Here is a 26,959-nt window from a genome sequence, read left to right as displayed (position 1 = left end):
GTGCACCTGATCTGCCATTTACTTGATTTCGTGTCATGGAAGGATCGCAAAGCCGTCGTGGCGACGCTCAGCGCCATCTGCCCGGGGCGCGAACGCCAAGCCGGCATAAAGGCTCTGGAGGACTTCGACGGCGACTGCCCGGCGACCAGTCAGAGCAGCGGCGCGACTGGCAGCACGTCGTGCCGTTCTTCGCCTATCCGAGTGTGCGCAGCATCATCATCTACCCGACAAATACGGTCGAATGTCGGCGGCGCGTCGGCGCCATTTCCAATCGTTTAATCCTGGTCAGTCAGCTCGCCGCCTCGCGTGGAACTGAGTGTCTGGGAAAGCAGTGGTTTAGCCCTTGATCTCCCATCGTCTGCACCGAGCGCAGTGGGAGTATTGCTGTTGCCACCTGCGAACTCCGACACCGCCGCCACGGTCGACAAAGTGGAATCGTCAGTCGGCAGCAGATGCCGAATTCGGCAGCCTCATCAAAAGCTGTTGCTGTCGCTTTGAAATGCCGGCATGCCAAAAACCCGGTCCGCATTGAAGGGCATTCGCTGCAGCTTTCTCATTCGAAGGCGCTGGGAGCGTTGGCCAGTGCGTTGCCGAAGACGAGCTCCTGCGACTGTTTCAATCAAACCTGCGACTTTCTGGCTTTTTGGCAGCTAACGGCGAGAAGACTCGCCAAAAGAGAATTCACCCCCGACCTTCGCTGCTGCGGGCCCGGCCTGCCGGATTCCCGTGTGATGAACCAGTCTCTCACCGCGTGCGCCAGTTCCAATGATCGGTCGTGGGCTATGTCCAACGGGCCAGACCGTCCGCGCAAGCGGTCACAGTCCATAACGAAGAGCCGCCGCTCGATCAGCGCCTCGGTACATCTCCCGTATCGCATCGATGTGTCGCCAGTGGATGTGAACCGACGTGCCGCCATCACACCGGCGGCAGCCAAGATGGCGCTGCGTCTGAGATCCCGCCCAAGGGCACTCCCCGCCCGGGCGAGACGGAGCAGCCAGCAGAATCCTGTCGTCGGGATAGGTCAGCGGATTGCCGGCAGCCACAACGAACAGAATATCGAATCCACTGGCTGCTTCTGAAATAGGCTCTGCTTCGAACACACCCGAGACGGAACTGACATCCACCCGCCCCTGGCCGACATGAAGCTGAGATCGTAAAGCTGCTGCTCGATGAGCAGGTTGGCAGCCCGCAGCGGTTCGACTGCAGAGGCGGTGGACATCAGGGCAAAGTCTTGGACTAACAGGAACCCGTATCGCTGCGGGCTAACGTGATTTCCGTCATCCCATGGAAAATTTTGACGTCCGGAAACACGGCTGAGACAAGCACTAGGAAAGTCAATTCTGAAAACCCCTCACAGCGTTTGCCGTGATGTCTCGGCAATTCAAGGAGTGCTCGGTATGAGGTTTTCGGAACGCGGACGAGCCGGACTCGAATTGGCGACAGAACTGGAACTGACCGCGGCCTCTATTCGTGGCCGTAGCCGCCGTGGCGCTGATTGCGCTGTTACCTGGGCGGCCGCGTTGGCCCACCTCCTGGCTTCACGGTAGTGGCCGACGCCCATCGCCAGGCCGCCCTGGAGCTGACCCGAGACGAGTTCCGGCACGATTTGAGTGCCGCATTCGAGGATGGAATGATGCGAAAGGAGCTTCACGTCGCCTGAGGCGGTGTCCACGGCGACTTCGGTAATCGTCGCCATGCCAGTGTAACAGGTGCCGGCAGCGCTCTGGCGCATCCGTGCGATAGCTGCCTTTCATGATGCGGAAAGCGTGCGTGGAGCGATCCACCACAAGCGTCCAGAAGGCATGGCGCTTCAACCCCATCTGGAACTGGTCGAACCGACCATTGGCAAGACACACCGGCCGGCCGTGGCCACCATTGAGGCCCGCCAGAATGGGGTGGCGTGTCGTACCCGCCGGCCTCGCCCCAGCGCACGACGCCCTCGGCGAACGGACCAGCCGCGCCGTTCCTCGCGATCTTGGGCGATCTCGGCGTCGAGCGCGGCTTCGAAGTCGGCAAGTTTGGCGTCGCCGCGCGGCGAGCCGCGGATGCTGAAGTGGCCGGCATCCGGCGGTGATCATTTGCGTCTTACGGTCGAAACCCATTGTCAATTTCAGCTTGCAAGCGGATCGCGATCGTTGCTGCTCTGCTGCAGGACAGGGCGCGTCCGCTCCATGCCGATCTATCGTTGGCAGCGCGACGACCCTGACAACGAGAACACTCTGTCTGGCTTCTGTTTCGGTTGGCGCGGGCAGCAGTATCTGGCGCGCGTCTATTCGCTGCTGGACGACTATGTCATCCGCAGCCTACATTTCACACCGCGCCGCATCGTTGCATCCATGTTGCAACAGCAAAGGCAGATTGGCGCAAATCTCTCGTTCTCATGTGTCATCATCGTCAAGTTCGGACTCAAGAATTCTACAGCGATTGAACGAAGTTAAGAATTGAAGTTTGATTGTGATCCCGCGTTGAGCAGGGGTTCAATTCATCCCGCTGTCCTTTCCCACCAGATCGCCGTTGGAGAAGGACATCGAGACGGCTCAGCGGAATGAGTCTAAAAAGGGTCTAATGCAACATGAGAAGTGTTGAAGCTTTCGGCGGGGATCTGCAGCGCGAGGTAACCGAGTGGCGCCGATACCTCCATGAAAATCCAGAACTCGACTTTCAAGAACACAACACAGCGAGGTTCGTGACCGAGAAACTGGCATCCTTCGGTATCAATCACATCGAAACGGGGATAGCTGAGACCGGCATCGTCGCAGTGATTCAGGGCGAAGGCGGAGACGGGCCGACGATCGGGCTGAGAGCGGACATGGATGCCCTGCCAATCGTTGAGGCGTCAGGCAAACCCTGGTCGTCGAAAAGCCCGGGCATAATGCATGCGTGCGGCCATGACGGTCATACGGCTATGTTGCTGGGCGCAGCGAAATACCTGGCGTCTAGGCGCAAGTTCAAGGGCTCGGTTGCCTTGATCTTTCAACCGGCAGAAGAACCAGAATTCCCAACAGGCGGCTTTAAGATGGTTCAGGAAGGAATCATGGACCGCTTCGGCATATCCCAGGTTTTTGGCATGCATAGTTGGCCGGGCTTGGAGGTGGGCAAATTCGCCATCTGCCATGGCTCGATCATGGGATCGCAAGACGACTTCGATATCGTCGTGAAGGGCAGGGGTGGCCATGCGGCCCACCCGTATCGGACCATCGACCCCGTTGTCATTGCAGCACAGATCATTCTAGGGCTGCAAACCCTGGTCTCGCGCAAGACCGATCCTCTGGACTCGCTGGTGATCTCCGTCACCAAGTTGAGCGCGGCACAGGCCTACAACGTTATCCCCGATCAGGTCGAAATCGCCGGAACGGTCAGGACCCTAGCATCCGGCCTGCGAGACTTCGCCGAGCAAGAGATTTTGGCATCCGCTCAGGGTATCGCGCGCGGGTTCGGCGCGGATATCGAGTTCAGGTACCTTCGATCCGTTCCAGCGACCTTCAATCACGCGGAGGGGACCGATCTGGCGATCCAGGCGGCACGCAGTCTCGTCGGGGCTGCATCCGTGAACGACAAGATGAAACCAAGCATAGGAGCGGAGGATTTCGCCTACATGCTTGAGGCGCGGCCTGGCGCATATATTTTCCTTGGTAATGGACCGACGGCTCAGTGTCATAACCCGGCATATGACTTTGACGACCACGCCCTGCCTTACGGCATCGGCTATTGGGTCAATCTGGTGGAGACGGTATTGGGTACTTGATTGTGTGGGCGGACTGGAGTTGGCGAGGTGCGCTCGAACGTGATGTCAGCAAGAGCGTGTTATGCTCACTGGCACCGTCAGCCGTTCGGCGGCGCGGGCTCCCCGGCCGCCCACCAAGCGCTAAGCCATGATGATCGCCGGATGGCTGGGCTCAAGCCGCACATCCGGCGAGATGTGCGCGGTGACCAGCGCAGTTCACACAACTGCAATGCGGACCATCTGCCAGTCACGGCAATGTTAAGACTATGAAAGGACAGAGAACTCGTTTCTTAGAGGGTAAGTCGCGAGGCAATTCGCTGCCAAAAGCATCCAGTCTCTGTTGATCATCGTATAAGGCGTTTCGTTTCAACGGCAAAGTAGTGGTAAATACTTGGGGTGAACTTTATGAATAAGGTCTGTGGAGACGCCGGTGCTGCGCTGGAAGGTCTATTGTTTGACGGGATGATGATCGCAGCCGGCGGATTTGGGCTTTGCGGGATCCCGGAGCTTTTGATAGGGGCGATCCGGGACGTCGGCGTCAAGGGGCTGACGATTGCATCGAACAATTGCGGCGTGGACGATTTCGGGCTTGGCGTACTGCTGAAGACGAAGCAGATCAAGAAGATGATTTCGTCCTATGTCGGCGAGAACGCCGAGTTCATGCGCCAGTACCTGAGCGGTGAACTGGATCTCGAATTCAATCCCCAGGGGACGCTCGCCGAGCGCATGCGCGCTTGCGGCGCCGGCATCGCAGGCTTTTATACGAAGACCGGCGTGGGTACCGTGGTCGCCCAGTATAAAGAGCACAAGACCTTCAACGGCGAGACCTATGTGCTCGAGACCGGGATTGTCGCCGACCTGTCGATCGTCAAAGCCTGGAAGGCGGATCGTTCGGGCAACCTCGTCTTCCGCAAGACTGCTCGCAACTTCAACCCGCCGGCCGCCACCTGCGGCAGGATTTGCGTCGCCGAGGTGGAGGAAATTGTACCGGTCGGCAGCCTCGACCCTGACCACGTTCACCTGCCTGGCATCTACGTACACCGCCTGATCCAAGGTGTGCACGAGAAGCGCATTGAACAGCGCACAACGCGCGCGGCAGCGTGAGGCCGGGGAGAGACGAATGGCTTGGGACAGGAACCAGATGGCGGCACGGGCCGCGCGCGAACTTGAAGACGGCACCTACGTCAATCTCGGCATCGGCATTCCGACCCTGGTCGCCAACCATATTCCCGAGGGTGTCCGGGTAACGCTGCAATCGGAGAACGGGCTGTTGGGTATCGGTCCGTTTCCGACTGACGATGAGGTCGATGCCGATCTTATCAATGCCGGCAAGCAGACGGTGACCGGACTACCGCATTCGGCCTTCTTTGACTCGGCGCAGAGCTTCGCAATGATCCGCGGCGGTAAGATCTCCGTGGCGATCCTCAGCGCGATGGAGGTTGCCGAAAACGGCGATCTGGCAAACTGGATGATACCGGGCAAGCTCGTCAAAGGTATGGGTGGGGCGATGGACCTGGTTGCTGGGGTGAAGCGTGTGGTCGTAGTCATGGATCACACCAGCAAGGCCGGAGAGTCCAAGGTGCTGAAGGCCTGCACCCTGCCACTTACCGGTCAGCGCGTGGTCGATCGGATCATCACCAACCTCGGTGTGCTCGATGTGGTCGACGGCGGGTTGAGGTTGTTGGAACTGGCAGAAGGCGTCACCGACACCGAAATCCGCAATGCCACCGAGGCAACGATCGTCAATTGAGGCTTGGCGCCCAGTCGGAGCAAAAGGCAAGTCCAAAATCAGAGGAAGCCATCATGAGCAATTCAATCGTCGTTGCCAGCGCCACACGCACCGCTGTCGGCTCCTTCAACGGCGCCTTCGCCGCCACGCCGGCGCATGAGCTTGGCGCCGTCGTTATCCGGGAGCTGCTGTCGCGCGCCAATGTCGAGCCGGGCGAAGTCGACGAGGTCATTCTCGGCCAGGTGCTGACGGCGGCCCAGGGCCAGAACCCCGCCCGCCAGGCGTCGATCAACGCCGGCCTGCCCAAGGAGACCACCGCCTGGGGCCTCAATCAGGTTTGCGGCTCGGGCCTGCGCGCCATCGCGCTCGGCATGCAGCAGATCGCCGCCGGCGACGCCAAGGTGATCGTCGCCGGTGGACAGGAATCGATGTCGCTCTCGGCGCATGCCCAGCATCTGCGCGCCGGCGTCAAGATGGGCGACTACAAGATGATCGACACCATGATCAAGGACGCGCTGTGGGACGCCTTCAATGGCTACCACATGGGCAACACCGCCGAAAACGTCGCTCGCCAGTTCCAGATCACCCGCGACGACCAGGACCAGTTCGCACTGGCCTCACAGAACAAGGCCGAGGCCGCGCAGAAGGCCGGCAAGTTCAAGGATGAGATCGTCGCCGTCACCATCAAGGGCAGGAAGGGCGATACCATTGTCGACCAGGATGAATACATCCGCCACGGTGCCACGATCGATGCCATGACCAAGCTGAAGCCGGCCTTCGACAAGGACGGTACGGTGACCGCCGCCAACGCTTCCGGCATCAATGACGGCGCCGCGGGCGCGCTGCTGATGACCGAGGCCGAAGCATCGCGGCGCGGCATCACTCCGCTGGTGCGCATCGTGTCCTGGGCCACCGCCGGCGTCGATCCGCAGATCATGGGCACCGGGCCCATTCCCGCCTCGCGCAGGGCGCTGGCCAAGGCCGGCTGGTCGGTCGGCGACCTCGACCTGGTCGAGGCCAACGAGGCCTTCGCCGCGCAGGCCTGCGCCGTCAACAAGGACATGGGCTGGGATCCGTCTATCGTCAACGTCAATGGCGGGGCTATCGCCATCGGCCATCCGATCGGCGCTTCGGGTGCCCGCATCTTCAACACGCTGGTTTTCGAAATGCGCCGCCGCGGTGCGAAGAAAGGCCTCGCCACGCTCTGCATCGGCGGCGGCATGGGTGTCGCCATGTGCGTCGAAGCGCTGTGAGCCTGGCGGAGCCTCTCAACGTCTCGGCTTTTCCAGTTTCCGCTTGGCGGCTTCTATCAGCAACAGCCCGCAGATCAAGAAGGGCCAGTGACAGGAATCTTTACATGAGGATTCCAGAGCGGAGCTAAACGGGGAATCGAGTTGCTAGGCCAAGGCACAGTCTGCCGCCCTGTCCGGTCGCCGCGCGACCGCGACTTTCGCGGCGCACCCTGCCGGTATTCCTCCCTACCGGCAGGGTACCATTTTCGGAGCACTGGATAAGAATGCGGTCCGGATCTAATATAGGGCTCGCGCATGGGCATCGCGCATAAGGGCATTCGGTCCCGATGCGAGAATGAACGATTGAAGCGCTTGCCATCCTTCTCGATCATGGCCTACTGCAGCTGGTCCAAGTCGCGCAGCAGATCGCCCATTCGACGCTGTAGCCTTTGGCGGCGCAAAGATCCGACACGAACAGGCGGTGCAGGACTTTGACGAACACCGCCCGTTCGACGGCGAACTCAAAGCCGCGGATTTTCAGAAGATCGCCCAGAACCTTTGCGATCCCCAGCCGCTCCCACAGACGGCTGAACAACAGCGGCCCAACCAATGCGCACCGCGCTCAGCACACCGGTGTCGATGTCATTTAAGATCAGGCTTCGTTCGCAGTGCCGGCCCAGCGACTCCACCAGCCGATTTGAGCTCGCCGCTGGCCTTCAACTGATCCTCCCGTCCCAGCGGCCGGATCAGCCGCTGGCGCACCAGGCCGCCTCGCGCACACTTTCGGCGGTAGATAGCGATGGCCTCGCGCGACTTTCTCCACGTCGAACATGCCGGTATTGTGCAGTGAGTATCACAGATCATTCAAAAACAATAAGTAACCGATAAATGTTTTTCACTACAAATCCTGCGCGCCGATAACCCGGATCGACAAAAACAGCTTACAAAGCCAGTTGCCAGCTTGTTCCGCCGTTAATGTTCAAGTCGGGTCTCACAAGCATTTGCACGGCTGACCCAGTTGGAGTCCTGCGCGAGATGCGCACGGCACAGCAGCGTCTCGTGGAAGCTGCCCAACATGTTCCTCGCGTCGATCAGTGTGTAACGGCTTCGACGATCGCTATCCGACGCGTTGTGTCGCCACTGTCGGGTCCGCGACACGGCTTGTTCCGACGTGGGCCTTCTTTGTCCTCGAGCCAAACAGCTGAAAAGCAAGAACAAAATCTCTTCTTCTGTGACCAAGCCAATTGGCACGAGTCTTGAGACTCTTTGGACGTGAGGCGGCGACAGCTGCCGACGGCATTCATGTCGTTGGCATCAGCGAGGGATTGAGAAGGAAGGAAGGCAACATGTCAGGTCTGCGTCAGATCGCATTCTACGGAAAGGGAGGCATCGGCAAGTCCACCACCTCTCAAAATACGCTAGCCGCCTTGGTCGACCTCGGACAGAAAATCCTGATCGTCGGCTGCGACCCCAAAGCCGACTCCACCCGCCTGATCCTGAACGCAAAGGCGCAGGATACGGTCCTGCATCTCGCCGCCCAGGACGGCCGCGGCGTCATCACCTCGATCAACTTCCTCGAGGAGAACGGCGCCTATGATAATGTCGACTATGTCTCCTACGACGTGCTGGGCGATGTGGTGTGCGGCGGCTTTGCGATGCCGATCCGCGAAAACAAGGCCCAGGAATCTACATCGTCATGTCCGGCGAGATGATGGCGCTCTATGCCGCCAACAACATCGCCAAGGGTATCCTGAAATACGCCCATTCGGGCGGCGTGCGGCTCGGCGGGCTGATCTGCAACGAGCGCCAGACCGACCGCGAGCTCGACCTCTCCGAGGCGCTGGCCGCCAGGCTCAATTCCAAGCTCATCCACTTCGTGCCGCGCGACAACATCGTCCAGCACGCCGAACTGAGGAAGATGACGGTAATCCAATATGCGCCGGACTCCAAACAGGCAGGGGAGTACCGCGCGTTGGCCGAGAAGATCCATGTCAATTCGGGCCAGGGCACCATCCCGACCCCAATCACCATGGAGGAGCTCGAGGACATGCTGCTCGACTTCGGCATCATGAAGACGGACGAGCAGATGCTTGCCGAGCTTCAGGCCAAGGAAGCGAAATTGGCCGTCGCTCAGTAACCGCCGCTACCGACAGGGGGCGCCGACCGTGACCTGGCGCCCCTTTCTTACGAAACAAGGCCTCGTTGGCGAGGCGTTACCCGAACCTTGAAAGGGGCAGGTCCCATGGGCCTCGACTATGAGAATGACGGCGCTTTGCATGCGAAGCTTATCGAAGACGTGCTGTCCCAATATCCAGACAAGGCGGCGAAGCGTCGCTTGTCCGTCTGGTGTCTCCGATTTTCGACCGGCATCATCACCGTCGCTCTGCGCTCATGGGCTGCCGAAGCGGGTCGCGCATGCTGACGGCAATCCTCGACAGGCTCGCTCGCGAGACCAGCGTGACGGATTATCGCTTACGACCTCACCCGCTAAAGGAGCGAAAATATGTGCGGCATCTGTGGATGGATTGATTTCGATCGTGACCTAGGAGGTCCCGACGCGCGTAGGGAGCTTGCCGACATGACGGCCACCATGGCTTACCGCGGTCCGGACGACGAGGGGACTTGGATTCACGGGCCGGCGGCGCTGGGACACCGCCGCCTGGCGGTCATCGACCTCCAGGGCGGCCGCCAGCCGATGACGCTCCAGGAGGACGGCGGACCCGCCTTGGTGCTCGTCTATAGCGGCGAGACTTACAACTACCGCGAACTGCGTCAACGGCTCGCCGTCCTAGGCCATCGGTTCGACACGAGTAGTGACACCGAGGTGGTGCTGCACGCCCACCGCGAGTGGGGCCACCGCGACCCCCGCACCGCCGTGAGCGAACTCAACGGAATGTTCGCCTACGCACTCTGGGACGCCGCCAAGCGCGAACTGCTACTCATACGCGACCGACTCGGCATCAAGCCGCTTTACTACTATCCCACCGAGCACGGAGTGCTATTCGGCTCCGAACCAAAGGCGATCCTCGCTAATAGTCTCGCGGAACGGGCCATGGACGCCGAGGGGCTTCGTCGCGCCCTATGCTCCAACTCCTTCGCCGACCCGTACAACACCGTGTTTCGCGGCATGCATGAGGTACGGCCCGGCCACATCGTCCGCGTGAGTCGCGACGGCATCCAGCAGATAACCTACTGGCAGCTCACCGACAGCGGGCACACCGACGACGTGCCTACCACCGTTCGACGCGTCCGCCAGTTGCTCGACGACACGATTCAGCGGCAGCTCATAGCCGACGTGCCGCTGTGTACACTTTTGTCGGGTGGGCTTGATTCTTCGGCCATGACTGCACTGGCCGCGCGCTTCAGCGACGATCGGATCCGGTCCTTCGCCCTCGACTTCGTCGGCTACACCGAAAACTTTACCCCCGACCCGAAGCGCCCCACACCCGACGGACCGTACGTGGAGGAGGTCGCGAAGTTCGTTGATACCGACCACACGGATATTACGTTGTCGGCGGACGAACTCATCGACCCGAGCGTGCGGGCGGCTATTCTCCACGCCCGCGACCTACCCATGACCTTGGGCGACGTTGATAGCTCGCTCTACCTGCTGTTTCGGGCGATCGGGCAACACTCGACGGTGGGCCTGTCCGGCGAGGCGGCCGACGAGCTTTTCGGCGGCTATAGGTGCTTCCACGATCCCGCGTACGTTCAGCGCGACACGTTTCCCTGGTACGAAGTAAGCGAGATCGCACTCCAGTCTCTAGACCCCGGCCTCGTCGAGAAACTCAACCTCCCCGGCTATCTCGACGACCAGTATCGCAGGGCGCTTGCTGAAGTACCCGCCCTGACTGGGCCGGCCTCGGTCGATCCGTACGAGCGTCGCATGCGAGAAGTCTGCTACCTCGTTCTCACGCGTTTCCTGCCGACTCTGCTCGACCGCAAGGATCGGCTGAGCATGGCTTCAGGTCTTGAGGTGCGGGTCCCCTATTGCGATCACCGCCTCGTTGAGTACGTATTCGGCACCCCATGGGCCCACAAGACATTCGATAGGCGCGAGAAGAGCCTTCTGCGGGCCGCCGCTGCGGACCTACTGCCGCAGTCGGTGTTGCAGCGACTCAAGAGCGGATATCCGGCTATTCAGGATCCGGCCTACGACAGAATGCTGCGCACGCGGTTCACCGCACTGCTGAATGACCGCAATGCGGCAGTGGCACCACTGCTGTCTGTCGACGGTTCTCGAGCGTTGCTTAATGCGACCGACAACCTCAGGTTGGAGCATATCCTGACCCTCCAGGATTTCCTGTCCGATTACAACGTGAGCCTCACGGTCTAAGACGGTCGAACACACATAGCCGCCCAGGCGCCGTGAGCGGAAGCAACGTTGAGGTAGCAGGGTCGCCCGGAACGCAGGCGCGCACCCTTATCCCGAGCCGGTCAAGGAGCTACATCACCAGCCGACGTCGTAGGGCCCGGAGTCGTCCGGTTCCACCGTGCCGATGACGTGATCGAGCAACGCCTCCCTGGCGAGCTTGTTGCCCAGGTTTTGAAGCCCACCAGGCCCGACGCATTGATCGGCACCACGGCCAAGCCGAATTTATCCCAGGGGTATTTTTGGGTTTGCTGCGCGCGATGAACGATGCGCTGAGCCACCGGTTCTTCAAGCGTTGATCGGCTGAGATCCGTGGACCCATCCGACAGAAGAATGAATGCCGTCGATGTCGCCGGCCTCGACGACGAGTCGAGTACGCGCGCGCCTTATTCAGGTTAACTCATGGCTCATTTGCCGTCCGCCGTCCGCCGCCCGCCGGAAGACCGGAATTTTGTGATGCGACCTGTGCGTGGTGACCCGGTCCCGTGTCTAGGCGCTTGACCCGGTCACATCTGGTTTTTCGGCCGAAGAAGCAGTTCGGGTCTCTGCGTAGCGGCGATCCCAGCGCCAACGAAGGACTGCCGATCGGTTTTGCCATCAGTGTCGTGTTGCCTGACCTAATTTTGTTACCGCCTGCCTCACCAAGAATGTTACCCGCCCGCCATGGCGCTAGGCTGCCGACCTCGCCGATGAGCCGCTGCCCGGCTTGTTGTAGTCACGCCCTTACTCGCTTCTGCAACGTGTGAAGCAAGCTGTATCGTCCGGGATAACGCCTGGAACTCGACGAGAAGTTCAAGTGCGGTCTGATCCGGAAGCGCTCTTCAAGGCAGCGCGCCATCTATTCCCAATGGTCGACCACGCGGTTTGTCGTTGAGCCGGCGATACGTCTTCGTCCCAACGACAACACCGCGCGCGAGCCGGTTGGCGCCAGAGATTGACTAGTCGAACGAGTTTTCTGTACTGCTTGTGGGAAAATCGACCTGGAAACTGGACGGCGCAGCCCCTCGAAGAGTTGCGTGGCGTTGATGTTGGGGGAATTCCTCCAATCGGCGACAAACGATCGGCGACACCATGCGGAGCGCCTGAACGCGGGCTTGGCCAGGCTCGGCGTAGACCGGCGTCGGCTTCTCCTGCATCTGCGCGGCTGTCGCGGCAGGAATGGGTGGGATGGCTTGAGCGGCGGTGGGAGCCGCAATAAGGGTTTGTGTCGAGAACTTTTGTAGACTGCGCAGGTAACGCGCTTTGGCTTCGATGGAGAAGTGTCGGGCGGATTCGCCGGCGCGCCAGGCACTCGACAGGCTTGCTACGAACGCAGCCAGGTTGGCCGGTTCCGATGTCGCCGGCGGCGGTGTTTCGCCGTCAGCCTGCGTATCCGATTTCATTCCGGCCGACGTTCCGACTTGAAGGCGGCCATTTTCGAGTCATCCTGGGTCTGGTTGATGTTTGGATCGGGTTTTGTTTGAGGTCAAGCTTCAATGTTTTCGGGTGCGATTGGCGGCCGCTGTTTCCGCATGCTCTCGCCGGGACCTGCGGTCTGCGGCCCGATCGACTTGGCCCAACGACGAAAGCGCTCCGTGTCCATTCGGCAATGAGCTCGTTCATCACCCGCAGCCAGAACTTAGCGCCTTCATTCTGCTCGAGCCACAGGCCGAGCACCTCCTTGGCTCCCTCGGCGCGGACGCTCGGCGCGATAGGGATGGCTTTGTTGAGAACCATCCCTTCCTCCCCAATCTTGACCCGGATCGCGTCGAAGAAAATGAGCGAATAAACGGGATCGAGCGGGCGCTGCTGCCAAGTGGCGACTTCATCAAGTATGGCGTCCGTCACCGTGCTGATCAGATCCGGCGACACATCGATGCCGTACAGATCATGCAGGTGCCCGGTGATCTCACGGGTGCTCATGCCGCCCGTCTTCACGGGTTCGGAATATCAACGCCTTAGCCCTTATTCAGGGCCGACGAGCTACTCGACCATGATCTGAGACGCGATACTTTTCGCAACCGGCATCGCTTGCCCAATGGTTGGAAGCCCGACAAAGTTGTGACAAAGCGAACAAGCAGAAACGGACGCGAAAAGCCAACGAATTGGATTGAAACCGTTCTTTGAGTTGGCACACCCCTTGCGCGTTGAACTGCGACTTTTACGCAGCAATGGAGCGGCTCAATGTTCGTATAGACGATTTTCGCTAGAGAGTTATCTCTCGAACAGTTGCTAGCGACGGAACGGGCCAATGCAGGAGACATTATCGGGCGCGTTGGAATCTCCTGTCGTTTCAGAAGCCAGAGTTCGCGGTCATTTAACATGTGCGCTCAGTTCTATGGCGACCTGCTTTTTGCACGGCGAGTCGCAGGCGCATCGAGCGACATCATTTCAAGCTTTGCTTGCACGGAACACGTTTCGCGGTCGGCGGGAGACTAGACGTATTCGGTACCGGCAACGCAAATAGGTTTTCGAATAGTACGGGATGAGGAAAGTTAGGTAAATCGCTAAACCACGTAGTAGGGAAATCGAACATGTCTGATGAATTAACTTATGGCGAAATTTACGCCACGATCTATGAAGAATACACCACCATCCAAGGTAGAGTTGCTGATGTAGAAGAGACGGTCGACTTTCTTGAGCGATATTGCAGCGGAGGCAGTGCCCTTGAACTAGGTATAGGCAACGGGCGTGTGGCAGTGCCGTTGAGCGAGCGTGGCGTCAAGGTCGAAGGTATCGACAACTCGGACAGCATGTTGAAACTTCTCGCCAGGCGCACCGACCTGATCAAGGCTTGGAAGGGGGACATTGCCGATTTCAGCTCAGAACAACGCTACGATCTGGTGTATTGTGTTTATGGCACGTTCCCGCTGCTTTTCACGCGTGAAGCGCAAATAGCTTGCCTCCGATCTGCCGCAGAGGCGCTAGATGATAAGGGGGTTTTAGTGATAGAACTGTGGGTACCAGGCTTGAATCCTCTCGTCGCCGGCCAAACTACAAAGGCGCGGCTGGTGGATCATGAGAATACGATCATCAATGTGTCTGTCCACGATCCGCTAAACCAGAACTTGATTTCAACCCTCCTCTGGTTTTCTGGTACGTCGGTCAAACGATTACCGCAACGCGTTCGTTACGTTTATCACCAGGAGCTCGATACCATGGCCGAATGCGCGGGTCTGGAGCTGACGGAGCGGTGGGGGGATTGGTCGAGAGGTGCGTTCACCGAACGTTCCAAACGTCACATGTCAGTCTACCGCCGAAGCAGCCCGTAGAGTGGTTCATGGCCATTTGCCGTCATCTTCGGCGAGCGCTTCATCAAAGCCATGGCGGCATAACCGCCCGCCCGCACACGGAATTCCTTACCGTCCCCTCGTCCTGCACTCCGCCGCATATTGGCTGATGCGCACGCTGCTCAAGGCGGTGCCCACAACCGATCATCTCAGCAACGTCGAGTTCGCAACGCGCTGCGGCTCAGGTCTCCTCAACTCGGCGTCCGCGTCCTTGAAACGTAAGCGATGTTCCGACGGCACCTTTCGGGGATCGGCGTGAAGGACGATGTTCGGAGCCTTTGAGGGCTTCGACATATGACGATTTCAGAGCTTACGCTTAAGTCGAACGACTTGGAGCCGGTGCGCCGGTTCGAGGTGTTCACGGGCTCCGGCCGGCGACGCGAATGGCCTCCAGAGGAGAAGGCGCGGATCGTTGCGGAGAGCTACGAGGCTGGCGAGACGGTTTGTGCTGTAGCTCGCCGATATGCGCTTTCCCCGCAGCAATTGTTTGCCTGGCGCCGATCTGCGCGTCAGCCCGGGGCGGAGACGACGGCATCAGAATCCCTGTTCGTTCCTGCGGTGGTTGCGGCGTCCTTGCCGGAACCGGTGGCGCAGCGCCCAGCACGACCACGGAAGCAGAAGGCGGTCCGCGACGCTGGCGTGATCGAGCTTGAGATCGACGGAGTCGCCATGCGCGTTGGCCGCGGCGCCGACACCAAAACGGTGGCCGCAGTGATCCGCGCGCTGAAGGCGACGTCGTGATCGGGCCGACGGGTGCGGTCAAGGTCATGGTGGCGACGAAGCCGGTCGACTTCCGCAAGGGTGCGGAAGGATTGGCGGCGCTGGTGCGAGAGACAATGGGGGCCGATCCGTTCAGCGGGGCCGTCTACGTCTTCCGGGCGAAGCGGACTGACCGGATCAAGCTGATCTTCTGGGATGGCACCGGGGTTTGCCTCTATGCCAAGCGTTTGGAGGATGGGGAGTTCCGCTGGCCGAAAGTGCATGACGGCATGATGCGGCTGACGGCCGCGCAGCTCTCGGCGCTACTCGAAGGGCTTGACTGGCGGCGAGTCCACGAAGCGCGCCGGACCCGCGTTCCAGCCCAGGCCGGCTGACCCGCGACGAAGTGAATCAGCTTGGATTCCGCTGTCGCGGGCTGTCGGCGAATATGGTCTGATCCTGTCATGGCGATGACTGCTGACCAGCTTCCCGACGATCCGGACGCGCTGAAGGCGATGGTCCTGGCGCGCGACGTCGAGAACGCCCGACTGATCCAGATCATCAAGGAATTGCAGCCGCCACCGCTTCGGCCGTCGTGCTGAGACGCTCCCCGAAGATCAATTGCTGCTGGGGCTCGAAGAGGCCGAGCAGATCGAGGCGGCCGGTGAGGAAGAGAAGGAGCAATCTGCTCCCGCCGAGCGCCAAGCAAAGGCCACGAGGCGCCGAGCGAACCGGGGCGCGCTGCCACCCCATCTGCCGCGCGTGGAGACGGTCGTCGACATCGAGGACCATGCCTGCCCATGCTGCCGCAATGGCCTGCATCGGATCGGTGAGGATGTGAGCGAGCGGCTCGATATCGTTCCCGCGCAGCTGCGTGTGATCGTCGTGCGCCGGCCCAAATATGCCTGCCGCGCCTGTGAGGATGTGGTCGTTCAGGCTCCCGCGCCGGCCCGGCTGATCGAGGGAGGTCTTCCGACCGAGGCAACGGTCGCCCAGGTGCTGGTCTCCAAATACGCCGATCACTTGCCGCTCTATCGTCAGGCGCAGATCTATGCCCGGCAAGGCATTAATCTCGATCGCTCCACGCTCGCCGACTGGGTCGGCCGCGCCGCCTGGCATCTGCGTCCGGTGCATGAGCGGCTGCTTGGCAAGCTGAAGGCTTCGCCGAAGCTCTTCGCCGACGAGACGACCGCGCCGGTGCTCGATCCGGGCCGCGGCAAAACGAAGACGGGCCAACTCTGGGCCTATGCCCGAGATGACCGACCATAGCAGGGAAGCGATCCGCCGGGCGTCGCCTATGTCTATGCGCCGGACCGAAAGGCCGAACGTCCGATCGCTCATCTCGCAGGCTTCACCGGAATCCTTCAGGTCGACGGCTATGGCGGCTATCGGGTGCTGGCCGACAAGAGCGGCGTCACGCTCGCCTTCTGCTGGGCGCATGTCCGCCGGCGATTCTATGAGCTGGCAGCAGCCGGTCCCGCGCCGATTGCCAGCGAGGCGCTCAGACGGATCGCCGAACTCTACAAGATCGAGGATGCCATCCGCGGCCGATCGGCCGACGAACGCCTTGCCGCACGCCAGGAGAAGAGTACTCCAATCGTAGCTGCACTCGACCCATGGCTGCGTGAGAAGCTCGGCCTGATCAGTCAGAAGACCAAGCTCGCAGAGGCAATCCGCTACACGCTCTCACGCTGGGAGGGCCTCTCGCGCTTCCTCGAAGACGGCCGCATCGAGATCGACAGCAACGTGGTCGAGCGCTCCATCCGTCCCATCGCGCTCAACCGCAAGAATGAGCTCTTCGCAGGCTCCGACGGCGGCGCCGGACACTGGGCCGTTGTCGCCTCGCTGATTGAAACCTGCAAGCTCAACGGCGTTGAGCCGCTGGGCTATCTCGACGATGTCCTCACCAGGATCGTCAACGGCCACCCTAACAGCCAGATCGACGATCTCCTGCCCTGGGCCTACATCAACAAGCTCGAGCTCAAAGCCGTGGCCTGAGAACAGCGCTTACCTTGAAACCGTCTGGTGCATACAATCAGCCTTCGCGGCCGCCGTCCCCAAGGCAGCCTGTTTCCAAATCGCTCTCACGCTGAAGCCCGCAGGATCATGATTGCCGGGGCATCAAAGCCCCGCCGAACCCGACACCTTCACCCTCCAGAGCGTTCCAAAGTCCAGTCTCCGCTGCGGTGAAAAGGACGTAAGACCGTATGTCCGCCTCTGCCGGTGAGGTGGCTCGCCCTACACTGCGCGTCCGAGGGTTGCTCGGGCGGTCCGAGCCGATCCTCATCATCAGGAGGACGAGCCACCTCACCGGCAGAGGCGGACATACGGTCTTACGAAAGGAGGCGTCAGCTGGCCATTAATAGGGGCCCGCGACACTCTGTTCATACTCGTTGCCCGCTGCCGACCAAAGCATTGCGCGCTATGCGTGCTTCGAACTCACCGTGAGCGGTTTGTGTCACGACGAGCCCGAAATACTCATCAAGGAGAGTGAGCACGCGCTGCGTGTGGCTCCGGAGCTGCTCTAGCCCGTACATCTTCACGACGTATTCGGCTAACAGTTCGAGAGCGCTCTCTTCGTCTCCTGAGTGGAAGACGAACGGGTCTGCGATTCGCTGGACAGTTACCCCATCGAACTCCGCAGCAGCAAACAGATCAAGCACCTCGCCCGCCGTAAAATGAGGATAGTCATGTGGGGTCACGGAATGAGTTGACACCACGTCAGTGAACCAGCGGGCAGTGGGGGAGCCCTCTTCGAAGTCATGAAGAACAAAGATGCCACCGGGCCGGAGAATTCGCGCAGCCGCCCGGACAGCGGTGGCGCGCTGAACGCGCGGGATGTGGTGCGTGCCGTAAGCCATCAGCACACCATCCACCGACCCATCTTTTATCCAGAACGGATCGGTCGCGCCCTGCCAGATCGCAAACAGACCATCGCGGATGCAACGGTCTACCATGAACTGGGAGACGTCAGAGTTGATGAAACTTGGGCAGCGCGCCTCACCCAAGAGCCGGTGCGCTACCTTGTTCACGTAGCCGTCACCGGCGAGAAGATCGCAGAAGATCAATGATGAGCACAGTCCGTCGCGACCATTAGGGTGCATCTTGCCTAGAAGATCCATCACACCCTCCGATCGTGCAAGCAGGGACAGTTGGATGCTATCGAGGTATTCCGAACCACGCCCTTCCGAGGTGAACTCATTGCGCGACAGGTCGGCAAGGCAGTCGAATGACTCTCTAGTTATTCGGGGCTCGATGGCCTTCAGGGCCAACGGATTTATCTCTCTTAAGCGGGCGATGTGGGCCTCTATACCGTCGGGAAACATCGTAGTACTCCTTGGTGAGCAACCGCCGGCGAGCCGAGCGATAGTATCGCGTTACTTTCTTCTTTTTCTAAATACCTATCGGCTGTCTTCTGATATGGGTCAATCAGGAATGCCAACTGCGGGCACGCCGTATTTCATGCACGCCTTTGAATCTTATCCTTCCGGCAAATCTTCCAACCAGCAGGCCGCCTCGAGGTGCGGCCGGGAAAAAATCTTGCCTATCTTTTCGGGAATCTTGTTTTGATGGTATCGCATATACACGCGGCCATCGGCTCCAAGGTCGAGGATCTCGATCTTTCCTGTGTGATGGGACATGATGTATTTGAAGGTTTTTTGGATGCCGCTGAGGCGTTGGTTGATGCCGCGAGCAATCTCTATTCCGCGGAGCAGAGAAACCTGAAAATGGGAAGCGCCTTTCACCGGTCTGGCCTGAAAGAGATAATACGGGCGGACACCCATCTGGTGAAACTTGGCGAATGTGGCAGCCAAGATCTCAGGATCATCGTTGACTTTCGCGAGAAGCACGGTTTGGTTCAGGAACTGCACGCCCTGAGCGCGCAAGGAGCGAATCTCGTGCTCCGCCTTGACGGAGATTTCGCCGATGTGGTCGAAGTGTGTGACGATCACTGCGGCTTTACCCGCTTCGTCGATCCGTTTGAACAAAGCCGGTAAAGCGGGATCCTCGAACCGTTTAGGCTGATAGGCCAGTGTTTTTGTACCGAATCGAATTGACTCCAAATGTGGGATCGGCAGCAGATGATCAAGCATCTTGTCGAGCTTGGCCGTACTGAGTACCAGCGGGTCGCCCCCTGTTATCAGCACGTTCGTCATCTCGGGATGGCCCCGAATATATTGCGCAATTCGGGCGAAATCAGCTGCGATTTCATCGGAAGCCTTTCCGACAAGGCGTTTACGAAGGCAATATCGGCAATATGAAGCACAACGGTCCGTTACCAGCAACAACCCGGTTTGCGCATACTTGTGCTGAAAACCGGGAACGATCGTGTTTTCTTGCTCGCCGCTCGTATCCAGGTTGCCAGGACTTTCCAACTCTTCGATTGAGGGCTCCACGATGTACTTGAGCTGCTCGTAGTAACCGCTGTTGGTGATCTGCTCACGATAAGCCTTTGTGACATGATAACGCATGATACTACTGGCTTGCAGTTCACCCTCGGTAACGACGCGCGGCCCCTCGATGAAAGTCATCACCGCTGTGTCGGGCCGCGGGGCCGAGTTGGCGGGTGGTGCTTGAGGAGGGCAAACGCGAGGCGCCCCTGCGGTCGCCCGCGCTTTCAGCTCACGTTCGCTAAGGCTCTGGTCTTCATGCACGACCGCGTTCGCCTCCGGATCCCGCTCCGGCCGCGCCGCTAGCAGTTCGTGAACCCAGCGGTCCTGTGGAGAGGCCACTTCCTTCGGGTTCGACTCGACCGGAAATCGACATTCCTCCGCCAATAGAAGCGGTACCGACCAGACTCGCTGTCCGGGGTCGGCAACCATCTGGCTCAACGCCAGCTGCAAATACCCCACAAACCGCTCCACCGTGCTCCGGTCAAACAGCGACGTCGGGTAGATCAGCCTGCCACAGATCGCCTCGCCGACCTCGGAAAGGTTAAGCGCAAGATCGTGTTGGGCGACACCATCGCCAACGCGAACATACTCGAGCTCGAGCCCCGGCAGTTCGTCCGCCTCCCCGGGATTGTTTTGCCATGTAAGTATAACCTTCGGTTTTTGGGGCGGATCGACGAGTTCCACCGCCTGCTCAAATGGCAGGTCCTGATCATCCTGCGACCTTGGCCAGGCGGCATTCGCCCGTTCTAGCAATGTCTCCAGTGTCGGATCTCCCGACAGGTCAATCCGCAGCGCGAAGGTCCTGACGAAGCAGCCGATCAGCCCCTTGATCTCGGAGCGGGCGCGGTTTGCGCGAGGTGTGCCAATCACCAGCTCGTTCTGACCGGACAGCTGCGCCAGTACCAGCGACCAGCCCGCCAGGAGGGTTACGAACAGCGTCGTCCCATGACGCTTGCTCAGCTCTTTGAGCTGTGCACTCAGCCGCTCGTGCAACACGAACTCGACGTAACTGCCCCTGTAGTCCCACTGCGCCGGACGCGGCCGGTCTGTCGGCAGCTCCAGCACCGCTGGCGTGCCGTCTAGCATTCGGAGCCAGTATTCCGACTGGCGCTGCAAGAGTTCCCCTGCCAACCGACCTCGCTGCCAAATCGCGTAGTCCGCATACTGCACCGGCAATGGCCTCAGCCGATCAGCGCGGCCCTCCCGGGCCGCGGCGTAGAGCTCGCTAAGCTCGCCGATCAGAATCTCCCGCGACCGGCCGTCAGAGACCATGCGGTGCATGATGATCAGCAGCATATGATCGTCCTCCGCCAAGCGCAGCAGTCGTGTGCGGATCAGCGGCCCGGCTTCTAGGTCGAACACCGCCTGCCCTTCAAAAGGCATCAGCTCCGCGAGGGCCGCCTCGACATCCGCAGCCGCCGTCAGATCGTCTCGTTTCAGTGGCAGGCCGATGTCCGCCGGTCCAATCCTTTGGAACGGCTCGCCGTCCTCCACCCCGAAGGTGGTGCGCAGCACCTCATGACGCGCCACCAACCCGTTCAGGGCGGACTGCAGGGCCGCCTCGTCCAATTCATTGCGAAGCCGAAGCCCCACATAGATGTGATCGGCCTGACTGCCGCCCTTCCGACGTGACAGGAACCAAAGCCGCTGTTGGGGAAGCGACAGTGGCACCCGTGTCGGACGCGGCAAAGCTTCAATTGGCGGGACCGCACTCAGTGGAGCGTCTGTAGCATTGATTTGGATTGTTCTACCAAGTTTCATGTAAACCTCCTCGGTCGGAGCATGACACCAGTATGGGCGCATCGGGTCCACCGTGGCCATGCAATCGGCGTGCCACCGAGGAGGTTGTGCGAGCAAGAGGGGCAAAACGGTAGTGTTTTGCACCCGAACGGTGGATTGCTTGCGCATCATTGTGTCGAGTTCCGAACAGTAGTGTCTTCAACCGGATACGGTTCGCAGAGAAGGTCGTGGTCAAGTAGCGTAGCCATTCGGCTTTCGCCCTAGCAGAGCGGGCGGGCGAACGGGACTGTCAGGAATTTCGTGTGCGGACAGGCGGTTGAACATTGCGCCACCATGGCCTTGATGAAGCGTTCGCCGAAGATGAGGGCGAACTGAGCCTTTGCCATGGCCCACTCACGTGGCGGCATTTTCCACTCTTTCTCGGAGCGGTTCAAGATCAGATAGAGCAGCTTGGTCGCGGCCTCGTCGCTGGGGAAGTGTCCCCTGGCTCTGATGGCTCTTCTGAGTTTCGAGTTCAGCGCCTCGATGGCGTTGGTGGTGTAGATGATCCGGCGAACCGCTTCGGGGAAGGCAAAGAAGGGGATCACTTCGTTCCACGCGCGCCGCCAGCTCTGCCGATGGCGGGATAACGCTGGCCCCACTCGCTGGCTTCGAACGCCGTCAGCGCCTGCTCGGCGGCCTTGGCATCGACGGCACGATAAATGCCCTTGAGCGCGGCAACGAGCGGCTTTGCGGTCCTTCCATGATACGAAGTCCATCGAGTTCCTCAGCCAGGTGGACGATGCAGGTCTGGACGATCGCGTCGGGGACAACGCGGTGATGGCGTCAGGGAAGCCCTTGAGGCCATCAACGACGGCTAGCATGATATCCTCGGTGCCCTGGTTTCTGAGTTCGTTCATGACCCGGAGCCAGAACTTGGCGCCTTCGTTCTGCTCGACCCACAGGCCGAGCACCTCCTTGCCGCCATCGGCGCGCACGCCGAGCGCGATATGGATCGCCTTGGAGCGGACCAGCCCCCGTCGCGGATCTTCACCCGGATCGCGTCGAAGAACACCAGCGGATAGGCCCGGTCGAGCGGCCGGGTCTGCCAGGCGGCAACCTCCTCGAGCACCGCATCGGTGACCGTCGATATCAGGTCCGGCGAGACGTCGATGCCGTACAGCTCTCGCAGGTGGCCGGTGATCTCGCGCGTGCTCATGCCACGCGCGTACATCGACACGATTTTGTCATCAAAGCCAGGGAAGCGGCGCTGATATTTGGCGATCAGCTGCGGGTCGAACCTGCTTTGCCGGTCGCGCGGCAAATCGATGTCGATCTTGCCCGTGTCGGTCACCACCGTCTTGCGGCCATAGCCATTCCGGCTGTTATCCACCTCGGCGTCGTCACCCAGGTGATGATCCATTTCGGCATTAAGGGCACGTTCAGCCAGCGCCTTCTTCAAGGCGTCGAGCAAGCCGCCTTGATCCAGCGCAGCGGCCGCATCGCCACCAGCCAGAAGTTGATCGAGTAGTTCAGCCGGGATTGCAGGCTCTTTGCGTCGGGACATACTGGGACTCCTTTTCACCACTATGCCTGTCCGCACACGAAATTCCTGACAGTCCCCGGGCGAATTTCTCTGCCCTATGCCTCACCCGCAAATGTTGCAGGAAGATGCTGCCGTAGCCTCATCAATGCGGGAAATGAACATACAATTTGTTTGATTGCCTGATCGACGTTTACCGGGCCGAAGACCATCGACTGCGCCTTTTACTTGCGCCATAACTTCGTTCCGCTTCGCGGGTGTCCGTTCGCAACTCACTATTCGGACTAGCCGGCGATCAGGTCGGCATCAGTACCCAAATCGCCATCGACGGGCCTTTTACTTGTGCGCTACAACAACGATGCGCGGGCCATAAGGTGTGAACGCTCCGCCATCCTGCCCATAGGCTTCAACAGCATCGAATCCCGCGTCTCGCAACATACGAACATATTCGGGAAACCCATAAAGTCTGAAAGAAAAGCGCATTCGTCTAACGCATCCATCGCGGACGACAATCCTCTTCCAGTTTATACGATCCGTCAGTGCGTCGGTGTCCACTATGTCGATCCTTACATCGTTCTCGCGCTGCACAACGAAGCAGGCAGGCTTTTCGCGCAGCCAAGCGAAGCGATTGAGGTGATCGATCAGCAGACGTCCGCCCTTTCGAAGTGAACAAGCGGCTTCATAAAGAACTCTCTCGTTCTCAGCGTCATCGAAATAGCCAAAACTCGTGAACCACAGAAGAGCGGCGTCAAAACGATCTCGCCACGGGAGTGAGCGCATATCGCCAGGAACATACTCAACATTCACTCGGCGTTCAGCCGCATCCGCTTCGGCTTTTTTTAGCAAGGTAGGCGAGATATCAAGTCCGGTTACTCGCGCCCCTTTTTCCGCCAATCGGTTGGTAATCCGCCCATGACCACATCCCAGTTCAAGAACTTGGTTGCCTTGCCCTAGTGAAAGAAGGTTCCAAATTGCCTCTGCTTCTCGGTCACTTTCCTCTGGAGGTTTTACAGCATCGCTAAAATGGAGGTAGTCTTCACTGAAGTATCGCTCAAGTTCTCCTGAAGAAAGTGGATTATTTTCGTTGTTTTCCATATTTACTTCTCGCGTTCAATAAGTACTATCTACTGCAGTCGACATTAATGGCATAGGTCATAGATATTTAAAAGGAGATAATTGTGAATATTTTGTTTCTATTTTGAACTTTTTGTAATAGTCGCTAACTTGCCTTTCGCGGCGCCCACTTGGCTCTCCACAGCGATCATGACTCTTTGACGGTTCATTTTGGATAGGATCTGGCCAACTTCATGCCGGCTTCGTCGGTGGAGAATATCCACTTGTGACGCAGACTTCAATGTCGGCCATGTTGAGCCAACTGGCGTGCATGTGATGTAATGGAAACTCCAGCCTTGTGAAAATGCGGCGCCCTTCTGACTTTGGTAGGGTTTGGTGGAGCGCGGCGGGCGTGTGGGTCGACAGGTCGTCGAGCACCCACCCGGATGCGCTCGCCACTCGAGTTTGTTCGTGAACAACTGCACTCTGCCAAAGAAGGCCGCTATCCACCCGCCCCTGGGATCTGATAGTCCCTGCACGTCGCGATCAGTGAGAGCGTCCGCACCTTCGCCAAAATCGAGGGATCCTCGATCAATTGGATATTTTCGACCTAGCAGGTGAGCCTCAAGGTAGCCTAGGCCTTTCCAAAGCCAACCGTCAAAGAGTCATGATCGCTGTGCAGAGCCCTAGAGTCCTACGCTCCTACGCGCATTGGCAAGGACCAGATAGTGGCGCATGCAAAGCCAGGATTTGACTAAAACCGACGTCCTTTGAGCACGCCAACACTCCGAAATTTGTCGAGACGCCCCGTGCCACACCCCCGGCGTCGAAGACGTTGCAACAATGCTTTCAAATTCACAGACTCTTTGCGAGCAACGATCCCTGATAACGGTGGCGCCGCTGCTCGAGGAGACTGGCGCCGCGCTCGCCGACTACGTCCTGCGCGCTCGACCGAAGGTGGAGTCCTATTTCCGCCGGCGCCTGACCAAGCAGCGGAACGCGACTCCCGCGACCGTGGCCAGCTATCAGGACGCCTTGGGCATGCTGATCCTCTTTGCCGCCGCCCGATTGCGGAAGAAGCCGGCGGCGTTGGCGTTCGAAGAGCTTGATCGAGACCTCGTTCTCGCTTACCTCGACGAACTCGAGGAGAAGCGGAACAATTCCGTCACGACGCGCAACGCCCGACTAGCGGCCATCCGATCCTTCTTCCAGCACGTAGCAGCCGCTGACCCGGCGTCCTTCGGTGTCGCCCAACGCGTCCTGACGATTCCAATAAAACGGGCTCACATTGAGGTGACGCACCACCTCACCAAGGCCGAAGTGGACGCCCTCATCGCGGCGCCCGATCCAAAGACGTCCCGTGGTCGGCGCGACCGAGCCTTTCTGCTCTTCCTGGCACGGACCGGCGCCCGGGTCTCCGAAGCCACCGGCGTCAACGCAAACGACCTTCAGTTGAAGCGGCCGCACCCACAAGTGCTGCTGCGCGGCAAAGGGCGCAGAGACCGCGTCGTCCCCATTGCTAAGGACCTGGGTCGGGCGCTGACATCCTTGTTGAGCGAGCGCGGGATCGGCCATCACGAGCCGCGACCGATATTTATCGGCGCCCGCAACGAGCGCCTGACTCGTTTCGGAGCGACCCATCTCGTGCGGCGTGCGGCCACCGAGGCCGTGCCTACCAGGCCGGCCTTGGCCGACAAGCCCATATCGCCGCACATCTTCCGGCACTCCCTCGCCATGAAGCTTCTCCAGTCCGGCGTGGACCTTTTGACGATCCAAGCCTGGCTCGGGCACGCCAGGTCGCCACGACCCACCGCTATGCCGCAGCGGATGTCGAGATGATGCGCAATGGACTCGAGAAGGGAGCGTCACCGGCGATCACGGCGTGCGTTTCCGACCAAATGACTCCGTTCTGCAACTGCTGAACTCCATCTGAATATTATGTGGCGGAAGCAATCTGGGTTTGGTCGGCTCGAAAGGGGTCAGAGCGGCTCCGCCACATAAACTCGCCCGATGCATAAGAACGGATCGGTCCCCATCGTCTCTCGCACCAGCGCCGCCAATCCCTCCGCGCCCTTGCGGAAGTCGACGGGCTTCGTCGCCACCATGACCTTGACCGCACCCGTCGGCCCGATCACGACGTCGCCTTCAGCGCGCGGATCACTGCGGCCACCGTCTTGGTATCGGCGCCCCGCCGACGCGCATCGCGATGCCGTCGATCTCAAGCTCGATCAGGCCGGCATCTCGAGTGGCTTGCCGTTTCCGCTGCTTCGGTGAACGGCTCGCTACAGGTTCCGCCGCCGCCACAACCGCCGGCACAAAGGCAGGAGACTCTTGCTGCGCCGAAGCAGCATGTTTGCGCGCTTCGCGGCGCCAGGCGAAGACTTGCTGCGGCCTAAGGCCATACCGACGGGCGACTTCGGAAATGATTGCGTTCGGCTCCAGCGTCTCCGCGACGATCCGCGCCTTGTCATCCATCGACCAGTGACGCCGGCCGCCAGCACCCATCACCTCGAAACGCCGAAGCTGCCGCTCCGGGTCAAGCGTAAGGTCAAGTCCAGACACAAGCCGATCTCCGATCCCAATACAGGATCGGCAACCTCACAGATCGCGACCACTCCCGAAAGGTGGCCCCACAACAGCGCTTACGGCTGATCCAGCTCGTTACAACTATCTTGCGGTGGAGGGTTTGAGGCAGTCCGTGTCGATACAGACAATCTCGATGCGCTGAGCCACGAAGTTTCCCGGCTACGTGCTACCTATGACATTGCTGGAATTTTGGATTTACGGGCCTCGACGAGTCGGTCTATGCGACAGTTGGCAAGCTCTGCCGACATTTCGGTCTACGGGGACCGAACCGCAAATCCTCTGAACGATGCTGCGACAAATGCGATCAACGTCAGTTCCTTACGCAGACTGGCGTTCCAATGCCTGCTTATCGTTTGGCATCGGATGCGACGGAGGTGGAAAGCGCTGCCGCGAAGATCGGCTAGCAACGGTGTCCGACTGTGCCGCACCGTCGTGCGCGCTACAGCGACGTCGGCAACCCGATGGTCGGCGCCTTGGCCCGGATAGGGACGAAGCGCGCTGCAACGGTCCCGCCGCCTTGGCGGCTGTCCAAGCGGCTTTCACCCGGCATCGCGCAAGCGTGGCTGCGTCCGATCTTGCTGATCCGGTCATGATGTGCGGGGCCGAGGCCCGACTGATGCCTACGCGGATTGAGATTTC

The 26,959-nt window shown here is 59.9% G+C and carries 19 protein-coding genes and 10 pseudogenes; 17 read left to right on the top strand and 12 right to left on the bottom strand.

The genetic code is table 11. From position 1 onward, the window contains the following. Positions 1–35: 35 nt before the first annotated feature. Positions 36–347, top strand: a complete 312-nt coding sequence (locus tag ACLGL5_RS12330; RefSeq protein WP_141700895.1) for a hypothetical protein — start codon at positions 36–38, stop codon at positions 345–347. 58 nt (positions 348–405) lie between these two features. Here the strand turns inward: ACLGL5_RS12330 and ACLGL5_RS12325 are convergent. Together ACLGL5_RS12325 and ACLGL5_RS12320 are read right to left on the bottom strand one after the other, a co-directional pair. Further along, positions 406–547 (bottom strand): annotated as a pseudogene (locus ACLGL5_RS12325) (LuxR family transcriptional regulator); the annotation flags it as partial. 834 nt (positions 548–1,381) lie between these two features. After that, positions 1,382–1,732 (bottom strand): molybdopterin cofactor-binding domain-containing protein, encoded by a 351-nt coding sequence (locus ACLGL5_RS12320; protein WP_141700894.1) that lies wholly within the window; start codon positions 1,730–1,732, stop codon positions 1,382–1,384. Positions 1,733–2,045: 313 nt separating this feature from the next. On the opposite strand from ACLGL5_RS12320, the gene ACLGL5_RS12315 reads away from it, so the two are divergent. The 5 genes from ACLGL5_RS12315 (at position 2,046) to ACLGL5_RS12295 (ending at position 6,706) form a co-directional block, all read left to right on the top strand. Then, the gene (locus tag ACLGL5_RS12315; protein WP_171903252.1) at positions 2,046–2,438 is read left to right on the top strand and encodes a hypothetical protein; all 393 of its coding nucleotides are present in this window, start codon (positions 2,046–2,048) and stop codon (positions 2,436–2,438) included. A gap of 134 nt (positions 2,439–2,572) precedes the next feature. Then, positions 2,573–3,745 (top strand): M20 aminoacylase family protein, encoded by a 1,173-nt coding sequence (locus tag ACLGL5_RS12310; protein WP_494372913.1) that lies wholly within the window; start codon positions 2,573–2,575, stop codon positions 3,743–3,745. A 384-nt stretch (positions 3,746–4,129) separates the two neighbouring features. Further along, complete coding sequence (locus ACLGL5_RS12305) at positions 4,130–4,828, top strand: CoA transferase subunit A (protein WP_069091135.1); 699 nt, start codon at positions 4,130–4,132, stop codon at positions 4,826–4,828. 16 nt (positions 4,829–4,844) lie between these two features. Continuing rightward, a complete protein-coding gene (locus ACLGL5_RS12300) occupies positions 4,845–5,474 on the top strand; it encodes a 3-oxoacid CoA-transferase subunit B (RefSeq protein ID WP_069091134.1) in 630 nt (209 codons plus the stop codon). 53 nt (positions 5,475–5,527) lie between these two features. Continuing rightward, complete coding sequence (locus tag ACLGL5_RS12295; protein ID WP_069091133.1) at positions 5,528–6,706, top strand: acetyl-CoA C-acetyltransferase; 1,179 nt, start codon at positions 5,528–5,530, stop codon at positions 6,704–6,706. 367 nt (positions 6,707–7,073) lie between these two features. On the opposite strand, the gene ACLGL5_RS12290 is transcribed toward ACLGL5_RS12295, so the two are convergent. Continuing rightward, a complete protein-coding gene (locus ACLGL5_RS12290; RefSeq protein ID WP_494372912.1) occupies positions 7,074–7,280 on the bottom strand; it encodes a hypothetical protein in 207 nt (68 codons plus the stop codon). A 751-nt stretch (positions 7,281–8,031) separates the two neighbouring features. On the opposite strand from ACLGL5_RS12290, the pseudogene ACLGL5_RS12285 reads away from it, so the two are divergent. From ACLGL5_RS12285 to asnB, 4 genes and pseudogenes are all read left to right on the top strand, one after another. Next, positions 8,032–8,822 (top strand): annotated as a pseudogene (locus tag ACLGL5_RS12285) (nucleotide-binding protein). Between the two features lie 105 nt (positions 8,823–8,927). Next, positions 8,928–9,020, top strand: a pseudogene (locus ACLGL5_RS12280) (nitrogenase); the annotation flags it as partial. Next, a pseudogene (locus ACLGL5_RS12275) lies at positions 9,020–9,176 on the top strand (nitrogenase molybdenum-iron protein subunit beta); the annotation flags it as partial. The pseudogenes ACLGL5_RS12280 and ACLGL5_RS12275, both read left to right, overlap by 1 nt. Positions 9,177–9,188: 12 nt before the next feature. Continuing rightward, on the top strand, positions 9,189–11,021 hold the full coding sequence (asnB, locus tag ACLGL5_RS12270) for an asparagine synthase (glutamine-hydrolyzing) (RefSeq protein ID WP_069091130.1): 1,833 nt from the start codon (positions 9,189–9,191) through the stop codon (positions 11,019–11,021). Positions 11,022–11,029: 8 nt separating this feature from the next. Here asnB and ACLGL5_RS12265 read toward each other — a convergent pair. The 3 genes and pseudogenes from ACLGL5_RS12265 to ACLGL5_RS12255 all read right to left on the bottom strand — a co-directional run. After that, positions 11,030–11,287: pseudogene (locus ACLGL5_RS12265) on the bottom strand (nitrogenase iron-molybdenum cofactor biosynthesis protein NifE); the annotation flags it as partial. Between the two features lie 708 nt (positions 11,288–11,995). After that, positions 11,996–12,439, bottom strand: coding sequence for a hypothetical protein (locus ACLGL5_RS12260; protein WP_069091129.1), 444 nt, complete (start codon positions 12,437–12,439; stop codon positions 11,996–11,998). Positions 12,440–12,647: 208 nt separating this feature from the next. Then, a pseudogene (locus ACLGL5_RS12255) lies at positions 12,648–12,962 on the bottom strand (transposase); the annotation flags it as partial. A 608-nt stretch (positions 12,963–13,570) separates the two neighbouring features. On the opposite strand from ACLGL5_RS12255, the gene ACLGL5_RS12250 reads away from it, so the two are divergent. From ACLGL5_RS12250 to tnpC, 5 genes and pseudogenes are all read left to right on the top strand, one after another. Then, positions 13,571–14,308: a class I SAM-dependent DNA methyltransferase gene (locus ACLGL5_RS12250; RefSeq protein WP_069091127.1), complete on the top strand. Its 738-nt coding sequence runs from the start codon at positions 13,571–13,573 to the stop codon at positions 14,306–14,308. Between the two features lie 97 nt (positions 14,309–14,405). Continuing rightward, a pseudogene (locus tag ACLGL5_RS12245) lies at positions 14,406–14,545 on the top strand (IS1380 family transposase); the annotation flags it as partial. Positions 14,546–14,620: 75 nt separating this feature from the next. Continuing rightward, complete coding sequence (gene tnpA / locus ACLGL5_RS12240) at positions 14,621–15,067, top strand: IS66-like element accessory protein TnpA (RefSeq protein ID WP_069091117.1); 447 nt, start codon at positions 14,621–14,623, stop codon at positions 15,065–15,067. Beyond that, entirely contained in the window at positions 15,064–15,420 is a 357-nt protein-coding gene (gene tnpB / locus ACLGL5_RS12235) for an IS66 family insertion sequence element accessory protein TnpB (protein WP_023709031.1), read from the top strand. The genes tnpA (ACLGL5_RS12240) and tnpB (ACLGL5_RS12235) overlap by 4 nt, the downstream gene beginning before the upstream one ends. A 69-nt stretch (positions 15,421–15,489) precedes the next feature. Then, a pseudogene (gene tnpC, locus ACLGL5_RS12230) lies at positions 15,490–17,023 on the top strand (IS66 family transposase). 386 nt (positions 17,024–17,409) lie between these two features. Here the strand turns inward: tnpC and ACLGL5_RS12225 are convergent. The 4 genes and pseudogenes from ACLGL5_RS12225 to ACLGL5_RS12210 all read right to left on the bottom strand — a co-directional run bounded on the left by ACLGL5_RS12225 (position 17,410) and on the right by ACLGL5_RS12210 (position 23,776). After that, positions 17,410–18,351, bottom strand: coding sequence for a methyltransferase domain-containing protein (locus ACLGL5_RS12225; RefSeq protein WP_069091126.1), 942 nt, complete (start codon positions 18,349–18,351; stop codon positions 17,410–17,412). Positions 18,352–18,504: 153 nt separating this feature from the next. Then, positions 18,505–21,180 (bottom strand): condensation domain-containing protein, encoded by a 2,676-nt coding sequence (locus ACLGL5_RS12220; protein ID WP_171903251.1) that lies wholly within the window; start codon positions 21,178–21,180, stop codon positions 18,505–18,507. Between the two features lie 239 nt (positions 21,181–21,419). Beyond that, a pseudogene (locus tag ACLGL5_RS12215) lies at positions 21,420–22,705 on the bottom strand (IS256 family transposase). Between the two features lie 312 nt (positions 22,706–23,017). Further along, positions 23,018–23,776, bottom strand: a complete 759-nt coding sequence (locus tag ACLGL5_RS12210) for a class I SAM-dependent methyltransferase (RefSeq protein ID WP_083246569.1) — start codon at positions 23,774–23,776, stop codon at positions 23,018–23,020. An 849-nt stretch (positions 23,777–24,625) separates the two neighbouring features. Between ACLGL5_RS12210 and ACLGL5_RS12205 the strand changes: the two genes are divergently transcribed. Continuing rightward, positions 24,626–25,573, top strand: coding sequence for a tyrosine-type recombinase/integrase (locus tag ACLGL5_RS12205; RefSeq protein ID WP_245307046.1), 948 nt, complete (start codon positions 24,626–24,628; stop codon positions 25,571–25,573). 140 nt (positions 25,574–25,713) lie between these two features. Here ACLGL5_RS12205 and tnpB (ACLGL5_RS12200) read toward each other — a convergent pair whose 3' ends face one another. Together tnpB (ACLGL5_RS12200) and tnpA (ACLGL5_RS12195) are read right to left on the bottom strand one after the other, a co-directional pair. Then, entirely contained in the window at positions 25,714–25,869 is a 156-nt protein-coding gene (gene tnpB, locus ACLGL5_RS12200) for an IS66 family insertion sequence element accessory protein TnpB (protein ID WP_069091125.1), read from the bottom strand. A gap of 22 nt (positions 25,870–25,891) precedes the next feature. Beyond that, positions 25,892–26,239: an IS66-like element accessory protein TnpA gene (gene tnpA / locus ACLGL5_RS12195; protein ID WP_141700892.1), complete on the bottom strand. Its 348-nt coding sequence runs from the start codon at positions 26,237–26,239 to the stop codon at positions 25,892–25,894. A gap of 76 nt (positions 26,240–26,315) precedes the next feature. Between tnpA (ACLGL5_RS12195) and ACLGL5_RS12190 the strand changes: the two are divergent. Next, positions 26,316–26,721: pseudogene (locus tag ACLGL5_RS12190) on the top strand (hypothetical protein); the annotation flags it as partial. Between the last annotated feature and the right edge of the window lie 238 nt (positions 26,722–26,959).

It is taken from the genome of Mesorhizobium sp. U510 (assembly GCF_059180695.1).
This window is presented reverse-complemented; position numbering and strand designations above follow the sequence as displayed.